This window comes from Amycolatopsis thermalba (assembly GCF_023376025.1).
GTDB classification, from domain to species: Bacteria; Actinomycetota; Actinomycetes; order Mycobacteriales; family Pseudonocardiaceae; genus Amycolatopsis_E; species Amycolatopsis_E thermalba.
In genome coordinates this window covers 7,035,979-7,058,674 of the sequence record NZ_CP091196.1, presented here as the reverse complement: position 1 = coordinate 7,058,674, position 22,696 = coordinate 7,035,979, and the positions used below count along the sequence as shown (strand labels likewise).

The 22,696-nt window shown below is 71.3% G+C and carries 22 protein-coding genes; 10 read left to right on the top strand and 12 right to left on the bottom strand.

The genetic code is table 11. The annotated features are described in order from the left end of the window. Positions 1–34 precede the first annotated feature (34 nt). The gene (locus tag L1857_RS34170) at positions 35–646 is read left to right on the top strand and encodes a TetR/AcrR family transcriptional regulator (RefSeq protein WP_116110858.1); all 612 of its coding nucleotides are present in this window, start codon (positions 35–37) and stop codon (positions 644–646) included. Here L1857_RS34170 and L1857_RS34165 read toward each other — a convergent pair. Together L1857_RS34165 and L1857_RS34160 are read right to left on the bottom strand one after the other, a co-directional pair. Continuing rightward, a complete protein-coding gene (locus L1857_RS34165) occupies positions 643–1,593 on the bottom strand; it encodes a CDP-alcohol phosphatidyltransferase family protein (RefSeq protein WP_094005743.1) in 951 nt (316 codons plus the stop codon). The two genes, L1857_RS34170 and L1857_RS34165, sit on opposite strands and share 4 nt — an antisense overlap. A gap of 2 nt (positions 1,594–1,595) precedes the next feature. Next, positions 1,596–2,315, bottom strand: a complete 720-nt coding sequence (locus L1857_RS34160; RefSeq protein WP_116110856.1) for a phosphatidylserine decarboxylase — start codon at positions 2,313–2,315, stop codon at positions 1,596–1,598. A gap of 214 nt (positions 2,316–2,529) precedes the next feature. On the opposite strand from L1857_RS34160, the gene L1857_RS34155 reads away from it, so the two are divergent. Then, a complete protein-coding gene (locus tag L1857_RS34155) occupies positions 2,530–2,739 on the top strand; it encodes a hypothetical protein (protein WP_094005745.1) in 210 nt (69 codons plus the stop codon). 53 nt (positions 2,740–2,792) lie between these two features. On the opposite strand, the gene moeA is transcribed toward L1857_RS34155, so the two are convergent. Next, positions 2,793–4,016, bottom strand: coding sequence for a molybdopterin molybdotransferase MoeA (gene moeA, locus L1857_RS34150; protein WP_116110855.1), 1,224 nt, complete (start codon positions 4,014–4,016; stop codon positions 2,793–2,795). Positions 4,017–4,086: 70 nt separating this feature from the next. Here moeA and L1857_RS34145 point away from each other — a divergent pair, with 70 nt between their 5' ends. From L1857_RS34145 to groL, 4 genes are all read left to right on the top strand, one after another. Continuing rightward, the gene (locus L1857_RS34145; protein WP_094005747.1) at positions 4,087–4,674 is read left to right on the top strand and encodes an AIM24 family protein; all 588 of its coding nucleotides are present in this window, start codon (positions 4,087–4,089) and stop codon (positions 4,672–4,674) included. A 94-nt stretch (positions 4,675–4,768) separates the two neighbouring features. Beyond that, on the top strand, positions 4,769–4,975 hold the full coding sequence (locus L1857_RS34140) for a cold-shock protein (RefSeq protein ID WP_094005748.1): 207 nt from the start codon (positions 4,769–4,771) through the stop codon (positions 4,973–4,975). Positions 4,976–4,998: 23 nt separating this feature from the next. Further along, on the top strand, positions 4,999–6,774 hold the full coding sequence (locus L1857_RS34135; RefSeq protein WP_249467282.1) for a protein kinase domain-containing protein: 1,776 nt from the start codon (positions 4,999–5,001) through the stop codon (positions 6,772–6,774). 210 nt (positions 6,775–6,984) lie between these two features. Next, the gene (gene groL, locus L1857_RS34130) at positions 6,985–8,616 is read left to right on the top strand and encodes a chaperonin GroEL (protein WP_094005750.1); all 1,632 of its coding nucleotides are present in this window, start codon (positions 6,985–6,987) and stop codon (positions 8,614–8,616) included. Positions 8,617–8,671: 55 nt separating this feature from the next. Here the strand turns inward: groL and L1857_RS34125 are convergent, their stop codons facing one another. Further along, positions 8,672–8,872: a PspC domain-containing protein gene (locus L1857_RS34125; RefSeq protein ID WP_094005751.1), complete on the bottom strand. Its 201-nt coding sequence runs from the start codon at positions 8,870–8,872 to the stop codon at positions 8,672–8,674. A 104-nt stretch (positions 8,873–8,976) separates the two neighbouring features. Between L1857_RS34125 and L1857_RS34120 the strand changes: the two genes are divergently transcribed. Then, positions 8,977–11,331: a xanthine dehydrogenase family protein molybdopterin-binding subunit gene (locus L1857_RS34120; RefSeq protein ID WP_116111309.1), complete on the top strand. Its 2,355-nt coding sequence runs from the start codon at positions 8,977–8,979 to the stop codon at positions 11,329–11,331. On the opposite strand, the gene L1857_RS34115 is transcribed toward L1857_RS34120, so the two are convergent. Both L1857_RS34115 and L1857_RS34110 read right to left on the bottom strand, forming a co-directional pair. Then, positions 11,293–11,766: a nuclear transport factor 2 family protein gene (locus tag L1857_RS34115; protein WP_116111310.1), complete on the bottom strand. Its 474-nt coding sequence runs from the start codon at positions 11,764–11,766 to the stop codon at positions 11,293–11,295. The two genes, L1857_RS34120 and L1857_RS34115, sit on opposite strands and share 39 nt — an antisense overlap. Positions 11,767–11,886: 120 nt before the next feature. Next, positions 11,887–12,843: an o-succinylbenzoate synthase gene (locus tag L1857_RS34110; protein WP_249467540.1), complete on the bottom strand. Its 957-nt coding sequence runs from the start codon at positions 12,841–12,843 to the stop codon at positions 11,887–11,889. 433 nt (positions 12,844–13,276) lie between these two features. Here L1857_RS34110 and L1857_RS34105 point away from each other — a divergent pair, with 433 nt between their 5' ends. Further along, a complete protein-coding gene (locus L1857_RS34105; RefSeq protein ID WP_116111311.1) occupies positions 13,277–14,242 on the top strand; it encodes a zinc-dependent alcohol dehydrogenase in 966 nt (321 codons plus the stop codon). Positions 14,243–14,490: 248 nt separating this feature from the next. Here the strand turns inward: L1857_RS34105 and L1857_RS34100 are convergent, their stop codons facing one another. Continuing rightward, positions 14,491–15,312: an IclR family transcriptional regulator domain-containing protein gene (locus tag L1857_RS34100; protein WP_116111312.1), complete on the bottom strand. Its 822-nt coding sequence runs from the start codon at positions 15,310–15,312 to the stop codon at positions 14,491–14,493. A gap of 64 nt (positions 15,313–15,376) precedes the next feature. Here L1857_RS34100 and L1857_RS34095 point away from each other — a divergent pair, with 64 nt between their 5' ends. Further along, complete coding sequence (locus L1857_RS34095; protein WP_198958240.1) at positions 15,377–15,949, top strand: type 1 glutamine amidotransferase domain-containing protein; 573 nt, start codon at positions 15,377–15,379, stop codon at positions 15,947–15,949. Between the two features lie 28 nt (positions 15,950–15,977). On the opposite strand, the gene L1857_RS34090 is transcribed toward L1857_RS34095, so the two are convergent. The 5 genes from L1857_RS34090 to L1857_RS34070 all read right to left on the bottom strand — a co-directional run bounded on the left by L1857_RS34090 (position 15,978) and on the right by L1857_RS34070 (position 21,909). Further along, on the bottom strand, positions 15,978–16,817 hold the full coding sequence (locus L1857_RS34090) for a DUF72 domain-containing protein (protein ID WP_094005757.1): 840 nt from the start codon (positions 16,815–16,817) through the stop codon (positions 15,978–15,980). 37 nt (positions 16,818–16,854) lie between these two features. Next, positions 16,855–17,631, bottom strand: coding sequence for a DUF4253 domain-containing protein (locus tag L1857_RS34085; protein WP_094005758.1), 777 nt, complete (start codon positions 17,629–17,631; stop codon positions 16,855–16,857). 137 nt (positions 17,632–17,768) lie between these two features. Further along, a complete protein-coding gene (locus L1857_RS34080) occupies positions 17,769–18,218 on the bottom strand; it encodes a hypothetical protein (RefSeq protein ID WP_116111350.1) in 450 nt (149 codons plus the stop codon). 572 nt (positions 18,219–18,790) lie between these two features. Then, a complete protein-coding gene (locus tag L1857_RS34075; protein WP_116111314.1) occupies positions 18,791–20,428 on the bottom strand; it encodes a DNA repair helicase XPB in 1,638 nt (545 codons plus the stop codon). Between the two features lie 8 nt (positions 20,429–20,436). Then, the gene (locus tag L1857_RS34070; protein WP_116111315.1) at positions 20,437–21,909 is read right to left on the bottom strand and encodes an FAD-dependent monooxygenase; all 1,473 of its coding nucleotides are present in this window, start codon (positions 21,907–21,909) and stop codon (positions 20,437–20,439) included. Positions 21,910–21,981: 72 nt separating this feature from the next. Between L1857_RS34070 and L1857_RS34065 the strand changes: the two genes are divergently transcribed. Then, positions 21,982–22,620 (top strand): TetR/AcrR family transcriptional regulator, encoded by a 639-nt coding sequence (locus L1857_RS34065; protein WP_116111316.1) that lies wholly within the window; start codon positions 21,982–21,984, stop codon positions 22,618–22,620. Positions 22,621–22,696: the final 76 nt, after the last annotated feature.

Here is a 22,696-nt window from a genome sequence, read left to right as displayed (position 1 = left end):
GAGACTTACACTGTAAGTACTTACGCTGTACGTCATGGCGCTGACGCGGGAGAAGGTGCTCGACGCCGCGTTGCGGCTGGTCGGGGAGAACGGCCTGAGCGGCCTGTCCATGCGCAAGCTCGCCGCCGAGCTGGGCGTGGAGGCGATGTCGCTCTACAACCACGTCGCGAACAAGCAGGACCTGCTGGACGGCGTCGCGGCGCGGGTGTTCGAGCAGGTCGAGCTACCGGACCCGGAGCTGCCGTGGGACGAGCGGCTGCGTGCGCTCGGGCTGGGCGCGTTCGAGACGCTCAACCGGCATCCGGCCGTCGTCCGCGCGATGACCGCCGAGCAGGCCAACCCGCTGTCCGAGGGTGCCGTCCGGCTGATGGACGCCATCCTCGGCGCGCTGCTGGACGCCGGGCTCGACGAGCACCACGCGGCCCGCGGGTACCGGTCGCTGATCGGGATGGTGTTCGGCGCGGTGCTCGTCGGCGCCGGTGGGCTGGCCGCGGAACGGGAGGAGCCCGCCGTCGAGTGGTTCCGCCGGACCGTCACCCCGCAGCGGCACCCGAACCTGCACCGGGCGATGCCCGCGCTCGCCGGGATCGACTGCCTGCAGGACTTCCGCTACCAGCTCGACCTGTTCATCAAGGGCCTGCGTTAGCGGTTGCGCTGGCGCAGGCCGATGCGACGCCAGCTGCGGCGGCGCGCGCGGTCCTGGCTCTCCGCCGGGTAGGTGCGCACCCCGCGCACCACGTGGTCCTGCGTCCGGCGCACGGACAGCCGCTGGTTGCCTGCCACCCGGATCCGTGGCCGCCGCAGGCGCAGGCGGCTCGTGCTGCGCCGGATCGCCCGCCGCTCGCGCAGCGGCACGCCCCACGCCTCGGGGTGGCTGGCCAGCCACTGGTAGCGCCGGATCGCATACGGGATGTGCGCCAGGTACAGCAGCAGCGCGACGGCCAGCGCGATCAGCGGGTACTGGATGATCGCCGCCGCCGCGAGGCCGACGCCGACCAGCAGCGGCGCGGCCGCCTTCGCCGGGACCTTGACCGACTTCAGCGACAGCGTCGGCAGCCGGCTGATCAGCAGCAGCGCGATCGCCACCGTCCACACGTAGACGACCGGCGCCGACGACCACCAGCCGTCGCCGAACTCCAGCGTCAGGATCACCGGCATCAACGCGCACAGGCCACCCGCGGGCGCGGGCACGCCGACGAAGAACTCCTTCGCGTACGGCGGTTTCTCCACGTCCAGCAGCGTGTTGAACCGGGCCAGCCGCAGCACGATGCACACGGCGAAGGTCAGCGACACGATCCAGCCGATGCCGGACGTGTCGCCGAACCAGATGTAGAGCACGAGGGCCGGGGAGACACCGAAGGAGATCGCGTCGGACAGCGAGTCCAGCTCCGCGCCCATCTTCGACGTCGCGTCGAGCAGGCGGGCGATCCGGCCGTCCAGGCTGTCCAGGACGGCCGCGACGCCGATCGCGCCGATCGCCAGCACGAACTGCCGGTTGAGCGCGAACTGCGCGGCGGACAGGCCCGCGCACAGCGCGAGGACCGTGATCGCGTTCGGCAGCAGCCGCACCGACGGTGTCATCACCCGGACCATGATCAGGCTCCTCGCTCCGGCAGCGCGGCCAGGGGCGTCTCGCCGCCGATCGTCCGCTGGCCCTTGCGCACCAGCACCTCGCTGCCCGGCGGCAGGTAGATGTCCACCCGCGAGCCGAACCGGATCAGCCCGTAGGTGTCACCGGCCCGGACCTTCTCCCCGTCGGCGACCTGGCACAGGATCCGGCGCGCGACCAGGCCGGCGATCTGCACGACCACCAGCTCGTGCCCGGCCTCGGTGCGCAGCAGCACCGAGTTGCGCTCGTTGTCGTCGCTGGCCTTGTCCAGGTCGGCGGACAGGAACTTGCCCGGCCGGTAGGCCACGCGCTCGACCACCCCGGTGGCCGACACGCGCTGCACGTGCACGTCGAAGACCGACAGGAACACGCTGACCCGCATCCGCGGTTCGGCGGGCAGGCCCAGCTCCGCGGGCGGGGTGGCCTCCTCGATCAGCGAGACGATGCCGTCGGCCGCGGCGAGGACGAGGTCGTCCCGCTCCGGCGGCACGCGCTTCGGCTCGCGGAAGAACGCCGCGGTGGCCAGGGTCGCCAGCGCGCCGACGGCGCCCAGCGGCTTCCAGGCCCGGCGCAGCAGCAGCGTGGCCGCGACCCCGCCGGCGACGAACGGCCGCCCGGCGGGGTGCATCGGCGGCAGTGTCTCGCGCGCGAGGTTCAGGGCATGGGTGATCGGATTGCTCGCCTTGTCCGGCGCAGTGCTGCTCATCGAAGCGGTGTCCCGGTGATTCGTGTCCAACGTGTGACCGGTCCGTGACGCCTGGCCAGGCGTGGCGGTTCGCCGATCCGGGTATCCACGCTACCGCCAGGTCTGCGTGGACCGTTCCGCGTCCCGCCAAACGGCCCCCCACACGGGTCAGGCGCTGCTAACACTTCGTGGCGACGCCCGATGCAGACCGTAGTAACAGCAGAGAGGAACCGTCATGTCGGCCCCGGAGCGCATCCGCGAAGAGCGCCTTTCCGAGCTGTTCCAGGCCTGGCGCGACGACGTGAACAGTGTCCCGATACCCCGGCTGGTGTCGACCGAAACCGCGGTGGCCCTGGTGCGCTGCGCGCGAGCCCTCGATGCGTCGCGCCGAGCCGCTGAACCCCCCGACGGCCCAGCGGCCCGGCACGACGGGCTGGTGCCGTAAGGGCTGAATCTTAGCTTCGGCAAGCGAATGAGTAACGAGTCGTAGGCCAACTGTTACAAGAAGTCACGCGTTGGCAGGAGCAGGACGTCCACCTCGCTGCCCTCCGGCGCGTCCACCACGTCCTCCGGCAATTCGATCAGGCAGTTGGCCTGCGCGAACGCGGCCAGCAGGTGCGATCCGGGGCCGCCGCGCGGACCGACCTCGCCGGTCACCTCGCCGTCGTGGTGCGAGTAGAACCCGCGGCGGAACTGGCGCCGCCCGGCGGGCGAGCGCAGGGCCTCGGTCAGCCGCGCCCGCACCCGCGACCGGTCGACCTGGCGGTGGCCGAGCGCGGTCAGGATCGCCGGGCGCAGGAACACTTCGAACGACACGAGCACGCTGACCGGGTTGCCGGGCAGGGTCACCACCGGCACCCCGTGCCAGCGGCCGTTGCCCTGCGGCCCGCCCGGCTGCATCGCGACCTTGACGAACTCGACGCCGGCGCCGGTCAGCGAGTCCTTCACCACCTCGTAGGCGCCCGCGCTGACCCCGCCGGAGGTGACCACCAGGTCGGTCTCCGCCAGCCGCGGCTCGATGACCGCGCGGAACTCGGCGACGTCGTCCACCACGCTGCGCACCACCTCGACCGCGCAGCCCAGCGCGCGGATCCCGGCGGCCAGCATGATGCTGTTCGACTCGTAGATCTGCCCGTGCCGCAGCTCCTGGGGCGGGGTCACCAGCTCCGAACCGGTGGACACCACGAGCACCCGCAGTGGCGCGTGCACGGTCAGCCGGTCCAGGCCGACCGCGGCGGCCAGCCCGAGCTGCGCCGGCCCGAGCACGGTGCCGGCGTGCAGCGCGATCGTGCCCGCCGCCACGTCCTCACCGGTGCGCCGCAGGTGCGTGCCCACCGGGGCCGGTTCGCGGATCGACACCTTCTCCGTGCCGCCGTCGGTGTCCTCGACCTTCACCACGGCGTCCGCGCCCGGCGGCATCGGCGCGCCGGTCATGATCCGGTGCGCGGTGCCCGGCAGCAGCGGCGGCACGTCGGTGCGCCCGGCCGGGATGTCCTCGGCGACCGGCAGCTCGACCGGCGTGGTGGCGGTGGCCGAGGCGACGTCGACCGCGCGCACCGCGTAGCCGTCCATCGCCGAGTTGTCGAACGGCGGCAGCGAAACGCCCGCGGGCACGTCCTCAGCCAGCACCAGCCCGGCGCACTCGGCCAGCGGGAGCGCCTTCGGCGGCGCGGTGCCGAGCAGCTCGACGACGGCCGCGCGGTAGGTGTCGACGGAAATCACGCGGACCATCCTGCCTCGCGGGGGTGGCCGTGCAACACTTCCCCCGCTCGTTGATCCGCAAGGGGGAGGCATGCAGGTCCGCACCCGGCACACGCCCGCGTTCGGCGTCGCCCGAGTGATCCTGGGTCCCGGGGAGGCCGTGCAGGCCCCGGGCGAGTCGATGTTCGCGAGCAGCTTCGGCCTCACCGAAGCGTCGAACGGCCGCCGGTCGCCATCGGTGTTCACCGCGCCCAAGGAGGGCGGCTGGCTCGACCTCGCGCCGCCCGGCGCCGGTGACGTCTACCCGCTGGAGTTCGACGGCCGCACCGGCTGGTGCGTCGCGCGGCACGCCGTGCTCGCCCGCCCGGCGTCGGTGCGGGCCGACTCGTGGCCGGGGCTGCAGGCGATGTTCGGCGCGGAGCACGGGTTCCTGGAGCACTACAGCGGAACCGGCCCGCTCGTGCTCGCCTGCGCCGGCCCGGTGGACCAGTTCCACCTCGCGGCGGGCGAGCTGATCTCGGTGCGGCCGGGGCACCTGCTGGCGTATCCGGACAGCGTCCAGGTCCGCCTGCGCGCGCTGGACCCTTCGGGGCAGCAGTCCATCCGGACGGGCGAAGGGCTGATGCTCGACTTCGCCGGACCGGGAACGCTTTTGGTGCAAGCGCGGAAATCTCGCTGAATCTTATTGATCCTTCGCGTTTCTCCGGTACCGTGACTTCCACTTCGGGAGCCGGGCGGGCACGGCTCCCGGTGGTTTTCGCAAGGAGGAAACCGTGGCTGTTGGCACGGTCAAGTGGTTCAATTCCGAAAAAGGCTACGGCTTCATCGCGTCCCCCGAGGGGCCTGATGTGTTCGTGCATTACTCGGCCATCCAGTCGGATGGATTCCGCACCCTGGACGAAGGCGATCAGGTCGAGTTCCAGATCGAGTCGGGCCGGGACGGCCGGACGCAGGCAGCGGACGTCCGCAAGGTGTCGTAGCCGCGGCGGCTAGGCTGCGCGGTGTGACAGGCGATGTGTCGGGGGACCTCACCGGTCGCCGGCTGGGCAACTACCGCATAGACGGAGTGCTCGGCAAGGGTGGTATGAGCGTCATGTACAAGGCCACCGACGTGCGGCTTGGTCGCAAGGTGGCCTTGAAGGTGATCGGCGAGCACCTGGGTGCCGACGCCGAGTTCCGCGAACGGTTCGTGGACGAGGCGCGCAACACCTCCGCCGTGGATCACGCGAACGTCGTGCCGTTGTACGACTTCGGTGAGCTCGACGGGATGCTCTACATCGCCATGCGCCTGGTCGACGGGGCCGATCTGGCCAGTCTCATCGCGGACGGGCCGATCTCCCCGGACCGCACGCTGAGGCTGCTCGACCAGGTCGCCGACGCGTTGGACTGCCTGCACGAGCGCGGCCTGGTCCACCTCGACGTCAAACCGGCCAACGTGCTGGTCACCAGCCGGGAGTCGGCGCGCGAGCACGTCTACGTCGCCGACTTCGGGCTGACCCGCCGCGGCGCGACCGGGCACCGCACCCGGGGCGGCGACTTCCTCGGGTCGCCGACGTACGCCGCGCCGGAACACCTGCGCGGGGAGCCGCTGGACGGGCGCACCGACCAGTACGCGCTGGCCTGTGTGCTGTACGCGTGCCTCACCGGGCAGCCCCCGTTCAGCGGCGACGTGCCGACGGTCATCAAGGGACACCTGGCCGTGGAGCCGCCCGCGGTGTCGGGGGTGGTCGGGCTGCCCTCCGCCGTGGACGAGGTCGTGCGCAAAGGCATGGCGAAGAACCCCGCCGACCGCTACGACAATTGCGTCGAGTTGATCACCGCGGCGCGCAAGTCCCTCGGCCCGGCCGCCGGCTCGACCACCCCGCCGGGACCACCCCAGCCGACGACCCGGGAGGCCGGGATGCAGCCGTACTCAGCGGGACAGCCGGGCGGCCACCCCGGCGCGGGCGGTATCACGCCGGGCGCGCAGCCCGGCGCCGGCTACTCCGGCCCGCAGGGCGCCAGCCAGCCCGGCGAGCCCGGTCCGGGCGGTCAGCCCGACGCCGCCCAAGGCGGCTACCGCGGCCCGCAGGGCACCGGCCAGCCCGGCAACTTCGGCCCGCCGGGCGTCCCCGGTCCGGGCGGTCAGCCCGACGCCGCCCATGGCGGCTACCCCGGCCAGCCGGGCTCCGGCGATCAGCCGGGCCAGCCCGGCAACTTCGGCCCGCCAGCCCACGGCGGTCAGCCAGGGCAGCCCGGCCAGCCCGGCAACTTCGGCCAGCCGAGCTCCGGCGGCCACCCGGGCCAGGGCAGCCACCCCGGTCACCAGGACCAGCCGGGCCAGGGCAGTCACCCCGCCCACCCCGGTGCGCCCGGACACGGCGCCCAGCCGGGCCCCTACGGCCCACCCCACCAGCAAGCCGCCCCCGGCCCGTCCCCGTACGGCCACCCCGGCGTGCAGAGCCACCCCGGCATGCCCCAGTTCCCCCCGCACACGCCCCCGCAGGGCCAGCCCTGGCACCAGCCCCCCGGCTGGCCACCCCAGCAACAGCCCTACGGCTACGCCCAGCAACCCGCGAAGAAGGGCCGCGGCCTGAAGTGGCTGTGGGCGAGCCTGGCCGGGCTCGTCGTGGTGGCGGCGGTCGTCGTGACGCTCGTTCTGGTGAATCGCGACGGCGGCTCCGCGCCCGCCCCGACCACCGCGCCCAACATCCCCGTCGGCCCCACCGGCGGCGCGACCGGCCAGTCCACCGCCAACAACCCGCCGCCCGCGACGATCTCCATCAAACCGAGCCCCTGACGTGCGGTTCTTGCACTCGCCCCCGGAGAGTGCTAAACAGACGTTGGCACTCGGCAGCGTCGAGTGCCAACCATGGTCGGGACGGTGAGGCCGGCTCGGAACACCGAGCAGGTCGTCCGTCGCGGGCACCGAGCCTGGCCGAGCTAAGTGTCCTGCTGCCAGTCCGAAAGCAGGTCATGGCAGCGACCACTACCGGAGGACAACACCCCAATGGCCAAACTGATCGCGTTCGACGAGGACGCCCGCCGCGGGCTTGAGCGGGGTCTGAACACCCTCGCCGACGCCGTCAAGGTGACGCTTGGCCCCCGTGGCCGCAACGTCGTGCTCGAAAAGAAGTGGGGCGCGCCGACGATCACCAACGACGGTGTCTCCATCGCGAAGGAGATCGAGCTCGAGGACCCGTGGGAGAAGATCGGGGCCGAGCTCGTCAAGGAAGTCGCCAAGAAGACCGACGACGTAGCCGGTGACGGCACCACCACCGCCACCGTGCTGGCCCAGGCGCTCGTGCGCGAAGGTCTGCGCAACGTGGCCGCCGGTGCCGACCCGATCGCCCTCAAGCGTGGCATCGAGCAGGCGGTCGAGGCCGTCGTCGAGCAGCTGCACAAGGCCGCGAAGGAGGTCGAGACCAAGGAGCAGATCGCTGCCACCGCCTCGATCTCGGCCGCGGACCGCACCATCGGTGAGCTGATCGCCGAGGCGCTGGACAAGGTCGGCAAGGAAGGCGTCGTCACCGTCGAGGAGTCGAACACCTTCGGGCTCGAGCTCGAGCTCACCGAGGGTATGCGCTTCGACAAGGGCTACATCTCGGGTTACTTCGTCACCGACGCCGAGCGTCAGGAAGCCGTTCTGGAGGACCCGTACATCCTCCTGTTCGGCTCGAAGATCTCGAACGTCAAGGACCTGCTGCCGGTCCTGGAGAAGGTCATGCAGTCGGGCAAGCCGCTGCTGATCATCGCCGAGGACGTCGAGGGCGAGGCCCTGGCGACCCTGGTCGTCAACAAGATCCGCGGCACCTTCAAGTCCGTCGCCGTCAAGGCTCCGGGCTTCGGTGACCGCCGCAAGGCCATCCTGCAGGACATCGCGATCCTGACCGGTGGCCAGGTCATCTCCGAGGACGTGGGCCTCAAGCTGGAGAACGCGGACCTGAACCTGCTGGGCAAGGCCCGCAAGGCCGTCATCACCAAGGACGAGACGACCATCGTCGAGGGTGCCGGCGACGCGGACCAGATCCAGGGCCGCGTGAACCAGATCCGCGCCGAGATCGAGAAGTCGGACTCCGACTACGACCGCGAGAAGCTGCAGGAGCGGCTGGCCAAGCTGGCCGGCGGCGTGGCCGTCATCAAGGCCGGTGCCGCCACCGAGGTCGAGCTCAAGGAGCGCAAGCACCGCATCGAGGACGCCGTTCGCAACGCGAAGGCCGCCGTCGAGGAGGGCATCGTCGCCGGTGGTGGCGTGGCCCTGCTCCAGGCGTCCAAGGCTGCCTTCGAGGGCCTGCGCCTCTCGGGCGACGAGGCGACCGGTGCGAACATCGTCAAGGTCGCCGTCGAGGCTCCGCTCAAGCAGATCGCGGTCAACAGCGGTCTCGAGGGCGGCGTCGTGGCGGAGAAGGTCAAGGGTCTGCCGGAGGGCCACGGCCTGAACGCGGCGACCGGCGACTACGAGGACCTGGTCAAGGCCGGCGTCATCGACCCCGCCAAGGTCACCCGTTCGGCGCTGCAGAACGCGGCTTCGATCGCGGGTCTGTTCCTGACCACCGAGGCCGTCGTGGCCGACAAGCCGGAGAAGGCTGGCGCCGCTCCGGCGGGCGACCCGACCGGTGGCATGGGCGGCATGGACTTCTGATCCACTAGTCCGGCGAAAGCCCGGGTGCGCACCGCGCATCCGGGCTTTTTGCCGTCTATTCCTGCGGCATGAGCATCCAGCAGATGGCGTAGAGCAGGATCGGCGCGCCGAACCCGAGCAGGGTCGCGGCGACGAGGACGATGCGGATGACCGCCGCGTCGACGCCGAGCAGCGCGGCCCAGCCACCGGCCACGCCGGCGATCATCTTGTCGGTGGAGCTGCGGCGGAGCTTCTTGGTGGTCACTGTGTTCGTCATGTGTCCATCGTCGGCCGCGGCGCGCGGCCGCACATCGGGGACGAACCCGGAGCGCACCCGGAAAACCTGGGCCGGGGTGCCCGGGGGCGGATAAGGTCGATCACATGGCGGGATCGTTGCTCGGTACCGAGGTCCGGCGGGTCGAAGACCCGGATCTGGTGCGTGGTCGTGGAACCTTCGTCGACAACCTGAAGTTCGACGGCGTCTGTCATGTCGCGTTCGTCCGGTCGCCGTTCGCGCACGCGCTGATCAACGGCATCGACACCGCCGCGGCGGCCGCGGCCCCGGGGGTGATCGCGGTGCTCACCGCCGCGGACCTGGACCTGGCCGAGCTGCCGGTGTTCCTGGACCTGAACCCGCGGGCGAAGCGGTACGCGCTGGCGTCCGACCGGGTGCGCTTCGCCGGGGAACCGGTGGCCGCGGTGGTCGCGGAAAGCGCGACGGCCGCGGCGGACGCGCTCGAACTGGTCGACGTGGACTACGAGCCGCTGCCCGCCGCGGTGGATCCCGAGCGGGCGCTGGACGACGGCGCACCGCTGCAGTTCCCCGAGCTCGGCTCGAACATCGCGGCCGGCGAACGCGACGCCCCGGGCGAGGAGGTCCTCGACGGCGCGGACGTCGTGGTGCGGGCGCGCATCGAGAACCAGCGCCTGGCGGTGGCGCCGATGGAGGGCAACGCGATCGTCGCGCTGCCCGCCGACGACGAATTCGACCTGACGGTCTACGTGTCGACGCAGATGCCGCACGGCTTCCGGGCCGCGGCCGCCAAGCTGTTCGGCTACGACGCCGACCGGATCCGCGTGGTGGCGCCGCACGTCGGTGGCGCGTTCGGCGGCAAGGTCGGGGTCACGGCCGAGCACGCGGTGGTGATCGAGGCCGCGCGGCGGTTCGGGCGTCCGGCGAAGTGGACGGAGACCCGGTCGGAGAACCTGCAGGCCGCGCCGCAGGGCCGGGCGCAGGTGCAGTACGGCGAGCTGGGGCTGCGCCGCGACGGGACGATCGTCGGCCTGCGGTGCCGGGTCGTCGGGGACGCGGGGGCGTACGCCGGGTTCGGCGGTGGGCTCGCGCTCGGTCCGACGCGGACGATGGCGCAGGGCGTGTACCGGATCCCGGAGATCAGCTACGCGGCGATCGCGGCGCTGACCAACACCGCGCCGGTGGGCGCGTTCCGCGGTGCCGGCCGTCCGGAGGCGACCGCGATGCTGGAGCGGCTGATGGACCTGGCCGCGGCCGAGCTGGGCGTGGACCCGGCGGAGATCCGGCGGCGCAACTTCCTGCGCCCGGACGAGTTCCCGTACACGACGTTCAGCGGCGCGAGCTACGACAGCGGCGACTACGACCTGCCGTTGCGCACGGCGCTGCAGGTCGCTGGTTACGACGAGCTGCGGGCCGAGCAGAAGCGGCGCATCGCGGCGGGCGAGTCGCGGCTGCTGGGGATCGGCGTGAGCGCGTACGTCGAGATCACCGGTGGCGGCAGCGGGGAGTTCGCGTCGGTGGAGATCCGGGCGGACGGGACGGCGGGGATCAAGGTCGGCACGTCCGGGCACGGCCAGGGCCACGCGACGTCGTTCTCGATGCTGGTGGCCGACGCGCTGGGGATTCCGCTGGAGTCGGTCGAGTTCGTGCAGTCGGACACGGCCGCGGTGCCCCGTGGCGGTGGGACCGGTGGTTCGCGGTCGCTGCAGGTCGGTGGCAGCGCGGTGCGGCAGGCGGCGGATCTGGTGCTGTCGCGGGCTCGGGAGCTGGCCGCGTCGCGGCTGGAGGCGGGCGTGGATGACATCGTGCTGACCGACGGCGGGCTCGGCGTGGCGGGCGTTCCCCAGGCGACGATCGGGTGGGCGGAGCTGGCCGAGGTGGCTTCGGCGGACGGGCGCCCGCTGCTGGAGACGACGGACTTCAAACCGGACGGGGCGACGTTCCCCTTCGGGGCACACGTGTCGGTGGTCGAGGTGGACGTCGAAACCGGCTTCGTGAAACCGTTGCGGCACATCGCGGTGGACGACTGCGGGCGCGTGCTGAACCCGATGATCGTGCGTGGGCAGCAGCACGGCGGTGCGGTGCAGGGGATCGCGCAGGCGCTGTGGGAGCAGGTGTCCTACGACGAGGACGGCAACCCGGTGACCGCCACGTTCGCCGACTACCACCTGCCGTCGGCGGCCGACGTGCCGGCGCTGGAGGTCAGCAACACGGAGACGCTGACCGACCGGAACCCGTTGGGCGCCAAGGGAATCGGCGAGTCGGCCACGGTCGGTTCGACCCCCGCGGTGCAGAACGCGGTGATCGACGCGCTGGCCCACCTGGGCGTCCGGCATATCGACATGCCGTTGACGCCGCAGCGCGTGTGGCGCGCGGCGCGGGCCGGCGGTGCGGATCCCTGGCGTGAGCCACCTGCGGCATTCGACGCCTTGCCGGTACGAGCTTCATCGGCGTCGGCGGACGCCGATGAAGCGGTGGCCTAGTCCTGCGCCGGATCGTACGAAGGATCGTCCTGGTTCGGCTGACCCAGCAGCGGTTTCTCGACCTGCCAGGCATTCCACGATTTCGTGGTGGGCGCTTCCATCCTGGAATAGTCGAACACCAGCCGGCGATGCGCTATCGCCCAGTGGATCCCGTGGCACCAGTGGGTTGTACAAGTAGGACTCCACGTGCGCGACATCCCCGGTGCGCTCGATCAAGGAGTTGGTGAGGATGTGCCGCATGATTCCGAAGTCCGAGTTCGGGTTGCGGAATTGGTGAGCCAGCTCGATGAAGCCTTCCAGGCCACCGTTGTAGATGTCGTGGATGTCAACGGCGTCGGGGTGATAACAGCTCCGGAGTTCGACGTCGTATCGATCGATTCCCCGGCTGAGTTCTTCGACGATCTCCGCGTGCGTCAGTTCGCTCGATTCCGTCATCGTGCTCGTCCCCAGGTGAACTGGAATCAGAGCGTACCGCGTGGCGTGATCCAATGGATACCGCGGATTTCGTCAAGATCGGGAATCCGGTGCCTTCTTGCCAAACTGGCCTCGCGGGTATTAGGCCTTCGCTTCGCCGCAGCCCTCGACTCGCCGGAGCCGGTCGAGCCAGGCCTGCGTGGTGGCCTCGTCGGCGGCGGTTTCGTGCGCGAGGTCGGGTTCGGGGGCTTGCCGCAGGACGGGCAGGTAACCGTCCACAGGGGTCAGTGAGTGGCTGGCTGTGTCCTTGGTGAGCAGGGACATCGTGCCCAGCCCGCACGCGAAGTCCAGCTCCGGCAGCGCCCCGGCGAGCGCGAGCCCCGCCGCGAGCCCGACGCTGGTCTCCACCGCGGATGAGACGACGCACGGCAACCCGGCGGCCTCCGCGACCTCCAGCGCCCGCCGCACGCCGCCGAGGGGCGCCACCTTGATCACGGCGATGTCGGCGGCGTTCGCAACGGCCACCCGGAGCGGATCCTCGGCCCGCCGGATCGACTCGTCCGCCGCGATGCGCACATCGGTCTTGCGGCGCACGGCCGCCAGCTCGTCGATCGAGGGGCACGGCTGCTCGACGTATTCGAGCCCGCCCGCGGCGCGATCCAGCTCGCGGATGGCTTTCGTCGCGGTGTCGACATCCCAGGCCGCGTTGGCGTCCACGCGGATCGCCCCCCGCGGCCCGAGTGCGTCCCGCACCGCCGCGACCCGTTCGCAGTCTTCCACAATGGACGTCCGCGGATCGGCGACCTTCACCTTCGCGGTCCGGCACCCCGACCTGGCGACCATGTCGTGAGCCGCATCGGCCCCCACGACGGGTACGGTGGTGTTCACCTCGACCCGAGCACGCACGGGCGCCGGCCACCCCCGATGACTCGCCTCGACGGCAGCCGCGAGCCAAGGCGCACTCTCACGATCGTCGTAATCGGCGAACGGGCAGAACTCACCCCACCCCGCGGGGCCGCGCAGCAGAACCCCTTCACGCACGGTGACCCCGCGAAACCGATTCCGCAGGGGGATCGCGTAGACCAGGGGCTCATCCACGCAGCCATCCTCGCACGACCGGCCACGCCACCCAGGCCGGGCGGTCACGCCTGGGTTCTTACGCTGGTGACTTTCGTCTTGATGGCTGCGCGCTCGGTCTCGCAGGGCCGGCGACTCCACTCAGCCCGGGTGGCCACGCTTGGGTGCTCACCCCGGGTGGCCGTGTCATTGGGGCCACATGTGCGTGCTGCGCTACCCCATCCACTTCGGGCGGCTGCTCAAGGGTTCTCGCCTCGGTGACAGTCGTCTTGGTAGCTGCGCCCTCGGTGCGCCCACCGCTGCCGGTCGCGGTCCCATCTGCTGGCTTCCCCCCGGCGGCACTCCTCGGCCCGCTGTCGCGCGACCCCTCCCGGCCGCCCAGCACCTCACCGCTAATGGACTAAACGGTTAATTAGCGGTTAGCATGCGAGGTGCGGACATGTGGAGGTAGCGAATGAAGGCCGTAGTGCTGGCCGAGCCCGAGGTGATGCGGCTCGTCGACCTGCCGGAACCCGAGATCGGGCCGCGCGAGGTGCTCGTGCGTATGCGGGGGCTCGGGCTGTGCGGGTCGGACCTCGGCGTCTACCGCGGTGCGCGGGAGGTGCCCGAGCGGCCCTGGCTGATGGGTCACGAAGGCGTCGGCGAGATCGTGGCCGTCGGGGCGGACGTCGCGGACCGCGCGGTCGGCCAGCAGGTCGCGATCGAGCCCAACTACTGCTGCGGCCGGTGCGCGGCGTGCACCAGCGGGTTCACCTCCGCCTGCACCGAGCGGGTCATCGTGGGCATGAACCACCCGGGTCTGCTGGCCGAGTACGTCGCGGTCCCGGCCGAGTTCGCCTGGCCGGCGGCGGAGACGGTCGGCCTGGAGGACCTCGTCTGCACCGAGGCGCTGACCGTCGCGCGGTCGGCGATCCGGCGTTCCGGCGTCGAGCCCGGTCAGCGGGTGCTCGTGGTCGGGGCGGGCTCGCAGGGCTTGCTGCTGTGCCTCGCGCTGCGGGCGCTCGGCACGACGGTCGCGGTCCAGGAACCGCACGAGGGACGCGCCGAGCTGGCCCACTCGTTCGGCGCCGAAACCACCGTCGACGGCGAGTTCGACCTCGTCTTCGAGACGTCCGGCGTCCCGCAGGCCCTGCGCGCCGGACTGGAGCACCTCCGCCGCGGCGGCACTGCCCTGCTCGTGGGCATCAACTCGCGCCCGCTTGAGCTGACCACCGCTGACCTGGTCTACCGCCAGCACACCCTCAAGGGCTCGCTCATCTACGACCACCCGGTCGACTTCGAGACGACGGTGAACCTGCTCAACCGCGACGAGGTCCGGCCGGGCAAGGTGCTGCAGGCACGGTTCCCGCTGGAAGAGGCCGCGCAGGCGTTCGCATCGGTCCAGTCGGTGGCCGGCAAGTCCTGGATCAGCTTCGACTGAGTCCGGCCCGGGACGGCCGTTCGGCTCCAGCCACCATCCGGCCCGGGACGGCCGGTCAGCTGCGACCGATGCCCGGCTCCGGCCCGTTCCAGCACGGCTGCCGGCCAGCTTCCGCCATCGGCGAGTTGCGGCGGCCGATCCGCTTCGGGCCGGCGTCCAGCTCCGGTCGGCCGGACAGCCTCGGCCGATGTCCGGCCACGGCCAGCGACTGGGCTTCAGCGGCTGCACAGCCTCCGCCCGGCGACCGCTCACTCCTCGGGCAGGTTCGCCAGCTCCGCCTCGATCGACCACGCCGCGCGCAGCAACTCGGGCACGTAGTCCCGCTCGACCAGCCCGTGCCCGAGCCGGTCCGGGTGCACCGACGCGTTCACCGCGGCGATCACCCGCCCACGCCGGTGCCGCACCGGAGCCGCGATCGCCCGCAGGTCGCCCTCGAGGTCGTGTTCCGCCATCGCCCACCCGCGCTCCCGGACCTGCTCGATCTCCTTCGGCAGTCCGGCGACGTCCTCGAGCGCGCCGAGCCGTCGCGTGAGCTCGTCCTTCGGCAACGCGGCGAGCAGGACCTGCCCGCTCGACGTGGTGTGCGCGGGCCGGCGAGCACCGACGGTGAGGGTCGGCGGAGCGTGCCGGTGCCCGGGCACCACGGCCAGGTACACCACGTCACCCCGATCGAGCACGGTCAACGACGCCGTCTCGTTCAGCTTGTGCGCCAGGTCGTGCAGGTGCGGGTGCGCGATCTCGGGCAGCGCGAGCCCGGACAGGTACGCGTAACCCAGGTCCAGGGTCCGCGGCGTGAGCCGGAACACCTGCCCGTCGTAGCGCACGTACCCCAGGTCCGCGAGCGTGAGCAGCAACCGTCGCGCGGTGGCCCGGTCCAGGCCCGTCAGTTTCGCCGCCGCGCCCGCCGACAGCGCCGGGCGGTCCGCGCCGAAGCACCGCAGGATCGCGAACGCCCGGCCGACGGCCTGCACGAAATGAGGGCCGTGGCCAGGGCTTTCGCCGGGCGTCGTGCTCGTCATCGAACCCTCCGGCTGCCACCCGATCGGCTCGTTCTCATCGTACGTCCGCATGTTTCGCGCCCGCCGGGACACGGGTAGTTCAGCGCTGAATCCCCTGAACGGAAGGAGTGCAATCGTGGCGAACACACTCTCCGGTAAGCGAGTGGCCTTCGTCGTCGCGCCCGAGGGCACCGAGCAGGTCGAACTGACCGAGCCGTGGAAGGCGGTCCAGGACGCGGGCGGCCAGCCGGAGCTGGTGTCCACTTCGCCGGGCCGCATCCAGGCGTTCAACCACCTCGACAAGGCCGACACGTTCCCGGTCGACAAGGTCGTCACCGACGTCTCCCCGGACGACTTCGACGCGCTGGTCCTGCCGGGCGGCGTGGCGAACCCGGACTTCCTCCGCACCGTCCCCGACGCCGTCCGCTTCGTCCGCGGGTTCTTCTCGCAGCAGAAGCCCGTCGCGGCGATCTGCCACGCGCCGTGGACCTTGATCGAGGCCGACGTGGTGCGCGGCCGCCGGATGACCTCCTGGCCGAGCCTGCAGACCGACCTGCGCAACGCCGGCGCCGAGTGGGTGGACGAGGAGGTCGTGACCGACTCCGGTTTCGTCACCAGCCGCAAGCCGGACGACCTGCCCGCCTTCTGCCGCAAGCTCGTCGAGGAGTTCGCGGAGGGCAAGCACCGCGCCCAGGCGAAGAGCGCCTGACCCGTCTTCAGGACGCCCGGTCGACTTGTCAGGACGGCAGGTCGATCGGGCGGCTCGTGACCCCCAGCCGGGTCGCGAGCGAGATGGCGTCGCCGGGCGCCTTCACCTTGATGTCGTTGTCGAAGTAGACGTACACGTCACGCGTTTTCTTGCCGCCGGCGCGCCGCCAGCGGCGGATCTTGCCGGCCCAGCGCTCCAGGGCCTCGTCGGTGTAGCCACTCGCGTAGAGTTCCTCGTCGCCGTGCAGGCGGACGTAGACGAAGTCCGCGGTCACCTCCTCGAAACTCGGCCAGGTACCGGCCGAATCGGCCGCCACCAAGGCGATGTTGTTGTCCCGCAACAGCTTCTGGCACTCGTCCGAGTGAAAACTCGGGTGCCTGGGTTCGAGCGCGTAGCGCAGTCGCCGGTTCGGGCCGGCTTCGGTGTGGGCCTCTCCCTTCAGTTTGTCGTCGTGTTTGCGGGCCAGCTCCGCGGCCGCCCGGGTGTCGCCGGGCAGGGTCGCGAAGAACTCCGCGAACCGGTCGGGTTCGAACGCGAAGTTCGCCGGCAGCTGCCAGAGGATCGGCCCGAGCTTGTGGCCCAGTGCCAGCACCCCCGAGGCGAAGAAGTTCGCCAGCGGTGTCTCCGTGTCGGTCAGGCGCTTCATGTGGGTGATGAAGCGACCGCCCTTCACGGCGAACACGAAGTCGTCAGGCGTCTGCTCCGCCCAGGCCCGGTACCGCTCCGGCCGCTGGAGCGAGTAGAACGAGCCGTTGATCTCCACGGAGTTCACCTGCCGCGAGATGTACTCCAGCTCGCGGCGCTGCGCCAGGCCCTTCGGGTAGAACGTGCCCCGCCACGGCGGGTACCGCCAGCCCGAGGTGCCCACCCGGATTTCGGCGATGGTGACCTCCTCAACCGTTCCGTCAGTCCCAGGAGAACCTCCAGTGCCGCCGGTGCACCAGGCCCGCGGCGTACTCGCGGAGGGTGCCCGGCTGTCCGGAGAAGCTGCGCAGGCTGAACGCGCGGTGCTCGGCGGCGAGGATGAGCGACCGGCCCTGGTTGCGGGGCGGCGCCGCAACCGAGAGTTCCAGTTCGTCGAAGCCGAGCACGATGAGCGTCGCCCCGAACCGGTCCTCCCAGCTGCGCAGGACCGCGGACACCGCGGCGACCTCGTCCGTCGACTTGATCATCCCGGTCCAGCCGAGCGTGGCGGGGACGTCGGCGGGCCGCTCGACCGGCACCAGCCCCAGGCGGTAGGGCGCGCGCCGGACGAGGATGGAACCGGTGTTGCCGGCCTCGGCGAGCGGATCCACCCGCAGCTGGGACTTCTTCGCGAGCCCGGGGAAGGTGGCGCCGTACGGGCGCAGGCAGCCGGTGCCGTTCGGGCAGCAGAAGGGATCCCACCAGCGGGCGAGCGTCGCCCCGGCGTCGACGTCGCCGACGCGGTGGACGGCGGGCGCGAGGCGGCGGCGGTCGGTCAGCCAGTCCTCGCCGTTCGCGGCGAAGCGCGGGTCGTGCGGGATCAGCACGGGCCACAACCCGGACCGGTCGAACCCGGCGACGCAGGCGCGGTACAGGCCGGGGTCGGCCAACGGGTCGTCGGAGACCCACATCTGCCCGATCCAGCGGCCGGGCGGCAGATCGATGCTGGTGAGGGCCTCGGCGACGAGGCTTTCCTCGGGTGTGGCGGCGGTGGTCACGAGACCTCCTCGGGATGGACTGCTTCGATGAGGTCGAACAGTAGTTCGAGGGTACGACAGTTTCGGAGCCCGAGGATCAGTTTTCGCCACTTCACCCGATCGGTCGAACGGGTGTTCGAGATTCGTGGTAGCTTCGGTCATGAGCGGGTCGTATCCCGCCGTTGAACTGGGGTTTCGCCCGCACCTGCGTGAGTACTGGACCGCACGTGCAGGGCGAGGGCCAGCAGCCAGGCCCCCGTCAACGTCAACGCGAGCGGCAGCAACACGTACAGGTGCTGCCAGGCGAGAGCCATCCCGATCGAAGCCAGGAGGCACAGGACCAATGACGGCACGACCAGACGCGGCCACCGGTATCCGGCGAGCACCGGAGCCGCCGACAACACCAGCCCGGCGAGACCGATCAGCGCCTTCGGCTCACCGCCGGAGAGCCACAGGACCAGCCAGGTCGTGCTGGGTACCGCTGCCAGCACGAAGCCGGTCCACGAGCATGCCCGCGACAGGCGGCGCGCCTCCGCCGCGCCTGAACGACGGGCACGACGCAGTGTCACCATGGCCGCAGCGAGAACCACCACGACGACGAAGACCACGCCTGCCCACACCACGCACCGGGGATTCCACGCTAGTGCGGCGACTATGCCTCGTCGGCGCGGTGATCCACCGTGCGGTTGCGGGACCGCGCATCGCGCACCCGGGTGGCGGTCACGGCGGGGCATTGCCACGGCGGCGAGAAAGGCCGGTGGGAAGCTCACGCCTGCGGAGGCTGAGGTGCGGGCGTGCTGCTTTCGTGCGTCGCCTTTGCCTTGTCCACGCGGTGGTCGAACGCGCGGTTGACGACCTCATCCCAGTGGGCGCGCCACGACGACGACCCCTACTCAAGGCACGTACCGGGAAACCCGCGCTCGTGCTGTGCCTACGCGTCGTCCGCGCGACGGCTCAGTGGGTGGCCGCCGGACTGCGTCCGGGTGTCGCACCTGAGGGCGACGAAGCGGCGACACGACCGCGGCGAGGAACGCCAGGGCGAAGGCCGTTTCTCCCCACGTCACCAAGCAGGTGTTCCACGTTCCTCCGCCGGCTTCGCCTGTCGCGCGCGGCGGGCCACCACGCGGCCGCAACGCGGCGACTCCGCACCACGCTGCCGCGCAGGCTCCGCGACGCCGCGCTACAGGTAGGCGTCCGCGTCGTGGATCGTGTACGCGTAGCCCTGTTCGGCGAGGAACCGCTGCCGGTGCGCGGCGTACTCGGTGTCCAGCGTGTCGCGCGAGACCACCGAGTAGAAGTGCGCCTGCCTGCCGTCGGCCTTCGGCCGGAGCAGCCGGCCCAGGCGCTGCGCCTCCTCCTGCCGGGAGCCGAACGTGCCCGACACCTGGATGGCGACGGTCGCCTCCGGCAGGTCGATCGAGAAGTTCGCGACCTTCGACACCACGAGCTTGTCGATCTCACCGCGACGGAAGGCGTCGAACAGCGCCTCGCGTTCCTTGTTCCGCGTGGAGCCCTGGATCACCGGCGCGTCCAGCTCCGCGCCGAGTTCCTCGAGCTGGTCCAGGTACGCGCCGATCACCAGCGTCTGGTCGCCCGGGTGTTTGTCCAGAATGGACTTGACGACCGTGATCTTCGTGCGGGCGGTGGCCGCGAGCTTGTACTTGTCCTCGGATTCGGCCGTGGCGTACAGCAGGCGCTCGTTGTCGGTGAGGGTCACCCGCACCTCGATGCACTCGGCGGGTGCGATCCAGCCCTGCGCCTCGATGTCGCGCCACGGCGCGTCGTACCGCTTGGGTCCGATGAGCGAGAAGACGTCGCCCTCGCGGCCGTCCTCGCGCACCAGCGTCGCGGTCAGGCCGAGCCGGCGCCGGGACTGCAGGTCCGCCGTCATCCGGAACACGGGCGCGGGCAGCAGGTGCACCTCGTCGTAGACGATCAGGCCCCAGTCGCGCGAGTCGAACAGCTCCAGGTGCTTGTACTCGCCCTTGGACTTGCGCGTGATCACCTGGTAGGTCGCGATGGTGACCGGCCTGATCTCCTTCTTCTCGCCGGAGTACTCACCGATCTCGTCCTCGGTCAGGGAGGTGCGCGCCACCAGTTCACGCTTCCACTGGCGCCCGGCGACGGTGTTGGTGACCAGGATGAGGGTGGTGGCCTGCGCGCGCGCCATGGCCGCCGCGCCGACGAGCGTCTTGCCCGCTCCGCAGGGCAGCACGACCACGCCGGAACCGCCTGCCCAGAACGCCTCGGCGGCCTGCCGCTGGTAGTCGCGCAGTCCCCAGCCGGTCTCGGCCAGCTGCATCGGGTGCGCCTCGCCGTCGACGTAGCCGGCCAGGTCCTCCGCGGGCCAGCCCACCTTGAGCAGGGCCTGCTTGAGCCGGCCCCGCTCGGAGGGGTGCACGAGGACGGTGTCGTCGTCGATGCGGGTGCCCAGCATCGGGCTGATCTTCTTGTTGCGCAGCACCTCTTCCAGCACGGCCCGGTCGGTCGTGGTCATGACCAGGCCGTGCGCGGGGTTGTTGGTGATCTGCAGCCGCCCGAAACGCGCCATCGTGTCGACGATGTCGATCAGCAACGGCTGCGGCACCGGGAAGCGCGAGTAGGTGGTCAGGGCGTCGACGACCTGCTCGGCGTCGTGGCCCGCCGCGCGGGCGTTCCACAACGCGAGCGGCGTCACGCGGTAGGTGTGCACGTGCTCGGGGGCCCGTTCCAGTTCGGCGAACGGGGCGATCGCGATCCGGGCGTCGTCGGCCATCGGGTGGTCGACTTCGAGCAGCACGGTCTTGTCGGATTGGACGATCAACGGGCCATCGGTCACGTACTCCTTTATACGGCGTTGCGGGCGGCCGAGCCGTGCTGGTCGTCCGCGGGGGCGCCGAACCAGCGGGTCAGCGCGGCGCCCAGAGGCCCGCCGCCGGGGGACCAGCACCGGTACCCGTCCGGCCGGATGAGCAGGGCGGACTCGGTGAGCTGGTGGTCCGGTTTGGCCTGGACGCGGTCGACGCGGTCGGACCAGCCCGGCGGCAGTGGGTGGTCGCCGGTGAGGTCGAGCAGCAGGCCGCGTCCGGAGCGCAGGAGTGCCGACAGGCGGGTGGTCCCGTCGCCGGTGAGCAGTTCGGCGTCGGGCACGCGGCCGGAGGCGTCCAAACCGGACATCATGCCGGCCAGGTAGTGGTTGGTGTCGGGGAGACGCAGGAGGTCGACGAAGATGTCGCGCAGCGCGGCGACGTCTTCGGACGGTTTCGGCGCGGCGAGCACGCGTTGCGCCGAGGTGTGGTGCAACACCCGGGCGGCCGCGGGATGCCGTTCCTCCTGATAGGTGTCCAGTAGGTCACCCGGAGCCCAGCCGTGCACGGCCGCCGCCAGCTTCCAGCCGAGGTTGACGGCGTCCTGCACGCCGAGGTTCAGGCCCTGGCCGCCGAGCGGCGGGTGGATGTGCGCCGCGTCCCCCGAGAAGAGGATCCGGCCGTGCCGGTACCGCTCCAGTTGCCGGGTCGCGTCGCTCCACCGGGACGCGGCGAGGACGTGGGCCAGCCGGGTGTCCGAGCCGTACACCGCGGTGAGCGCGTCGGCGGTCTCGCTCTCCGCCACCGGGCCCTGGTCCTGGTGCTGGTCCTGCTCTTCGAGGCTGAACGTGAGGCGGTACCGGTCACCGCCGACCGGCACGAGCATCGACCAGTAGCCGTTGGCGTGGCGGGTCAGGCCGCTGATGTGTCCGGCTCGCTCGGGCACGAGCGCGGACACCGAGGCGAGCCGGATTTCGGCCAGCACGGCTTGGAAGGTGCCCGGCCGGCCGGGAAAGGGCAGGCCGAGCAGCTTGCGCACGGTGCTGTGTGCGCCGTCGCAGGCGACCAGGTACCGGGCGCGGAGGGTGTCGTCGGCCGCGGTGACGGTGACGCCATCGGCGTCCTGTGCGACGCCGGTGACCGGACGTCCGCGGCGTAGTTCCGCGCCGCGGGCGAGGGCCGCTAGTTCGAGGACCTCTTCCACGAGGTCCTGACGGATCGAGAGGGGGTAGGGGTGCCGGGTCGGCCAGGACGAGTAGTCGAGCGGGACCGGCAGGGTGGCGAAGTGGCCGCCGACCGGTGCGCGTTCGTGCGCCCGGTCCTGCATGGCCTCGAGCAGGCCGCGCTGTTCGAGCAGCTCCGCGGTGCGTGGCTGGATCGTCCCGCCCTTGGTCTGCTCGACGCGTTCGGTCAGCGGTTCGACGACCACGGTCCGGACTCCGGCCAGCGCGAGTTCGTGGGCGAGGGCGAGGCCGGTGGGGCCGGCTCCGGCGATGATGACATCGGTGTGCACAAGTCCTCCGAGTGCAAAAGTAGACTGAGTGCAGAGTACTACCGAGTGAAAGGAGATTGCTAGCCTGGATTCGTGACCGAACCGGCCGGGCTCCGCGAACGGAAGAAGCAGCGCACGCGCGAGGCGATCTCGAACGCCGCGATCGACCTGTTCCTCGCGCACGGGTTCGACCAGGTGTCCGTCGCGCAGGTCGCCGAAGTGGCCGAGGTGTCGCGGCGCACGCTGTTCGCCTACTTCCCGACGAAGGAGTCCCTGGTCGTCCACCGCTTCGCCGACCACGAGACGGAGAGCGCCCGCGTGGTGCGGAACCGGCCGGACGGCCGGACGCCGCTGGTGGCGATCCGCGATCACTTCCTCGACGGACTCGACCGGCGGGACCCCATCACCGGCCTCAACGACGCCCCGGAGATCCTCGCGCTGTACCGGATGATCTTCGCCACGCCGGCCCTGGTCGCGCGGATGCTGGAGTTCAACCAGACGGCCGAGGAGGCTCTGGCGGAGGCCCTCACGGAGACCGCCGCGGTGGCGCGCGGGGAGGCGCAGGTGGCCGCGTCCGCGATCGTCGCGGTGCTGTGGACCCTCGCCCGCGAGAACCACCGGTCGGTCGCGGCCGGACGCTCCGCGGACGAGGTGTTTCAGCAGGCCAGGGCGGCGGCGGAAGTGGCGTTCGGGCTGCTGGACGGCGGCTTCGGCGAGCTTGGCGCGTCGTAGGCCGTGGCGAACACCACAGCGCGGAACGCCACGCGGAGTGCCGGGCGTCTTGCCCAGCGAAAGATTTCGGCCAGCG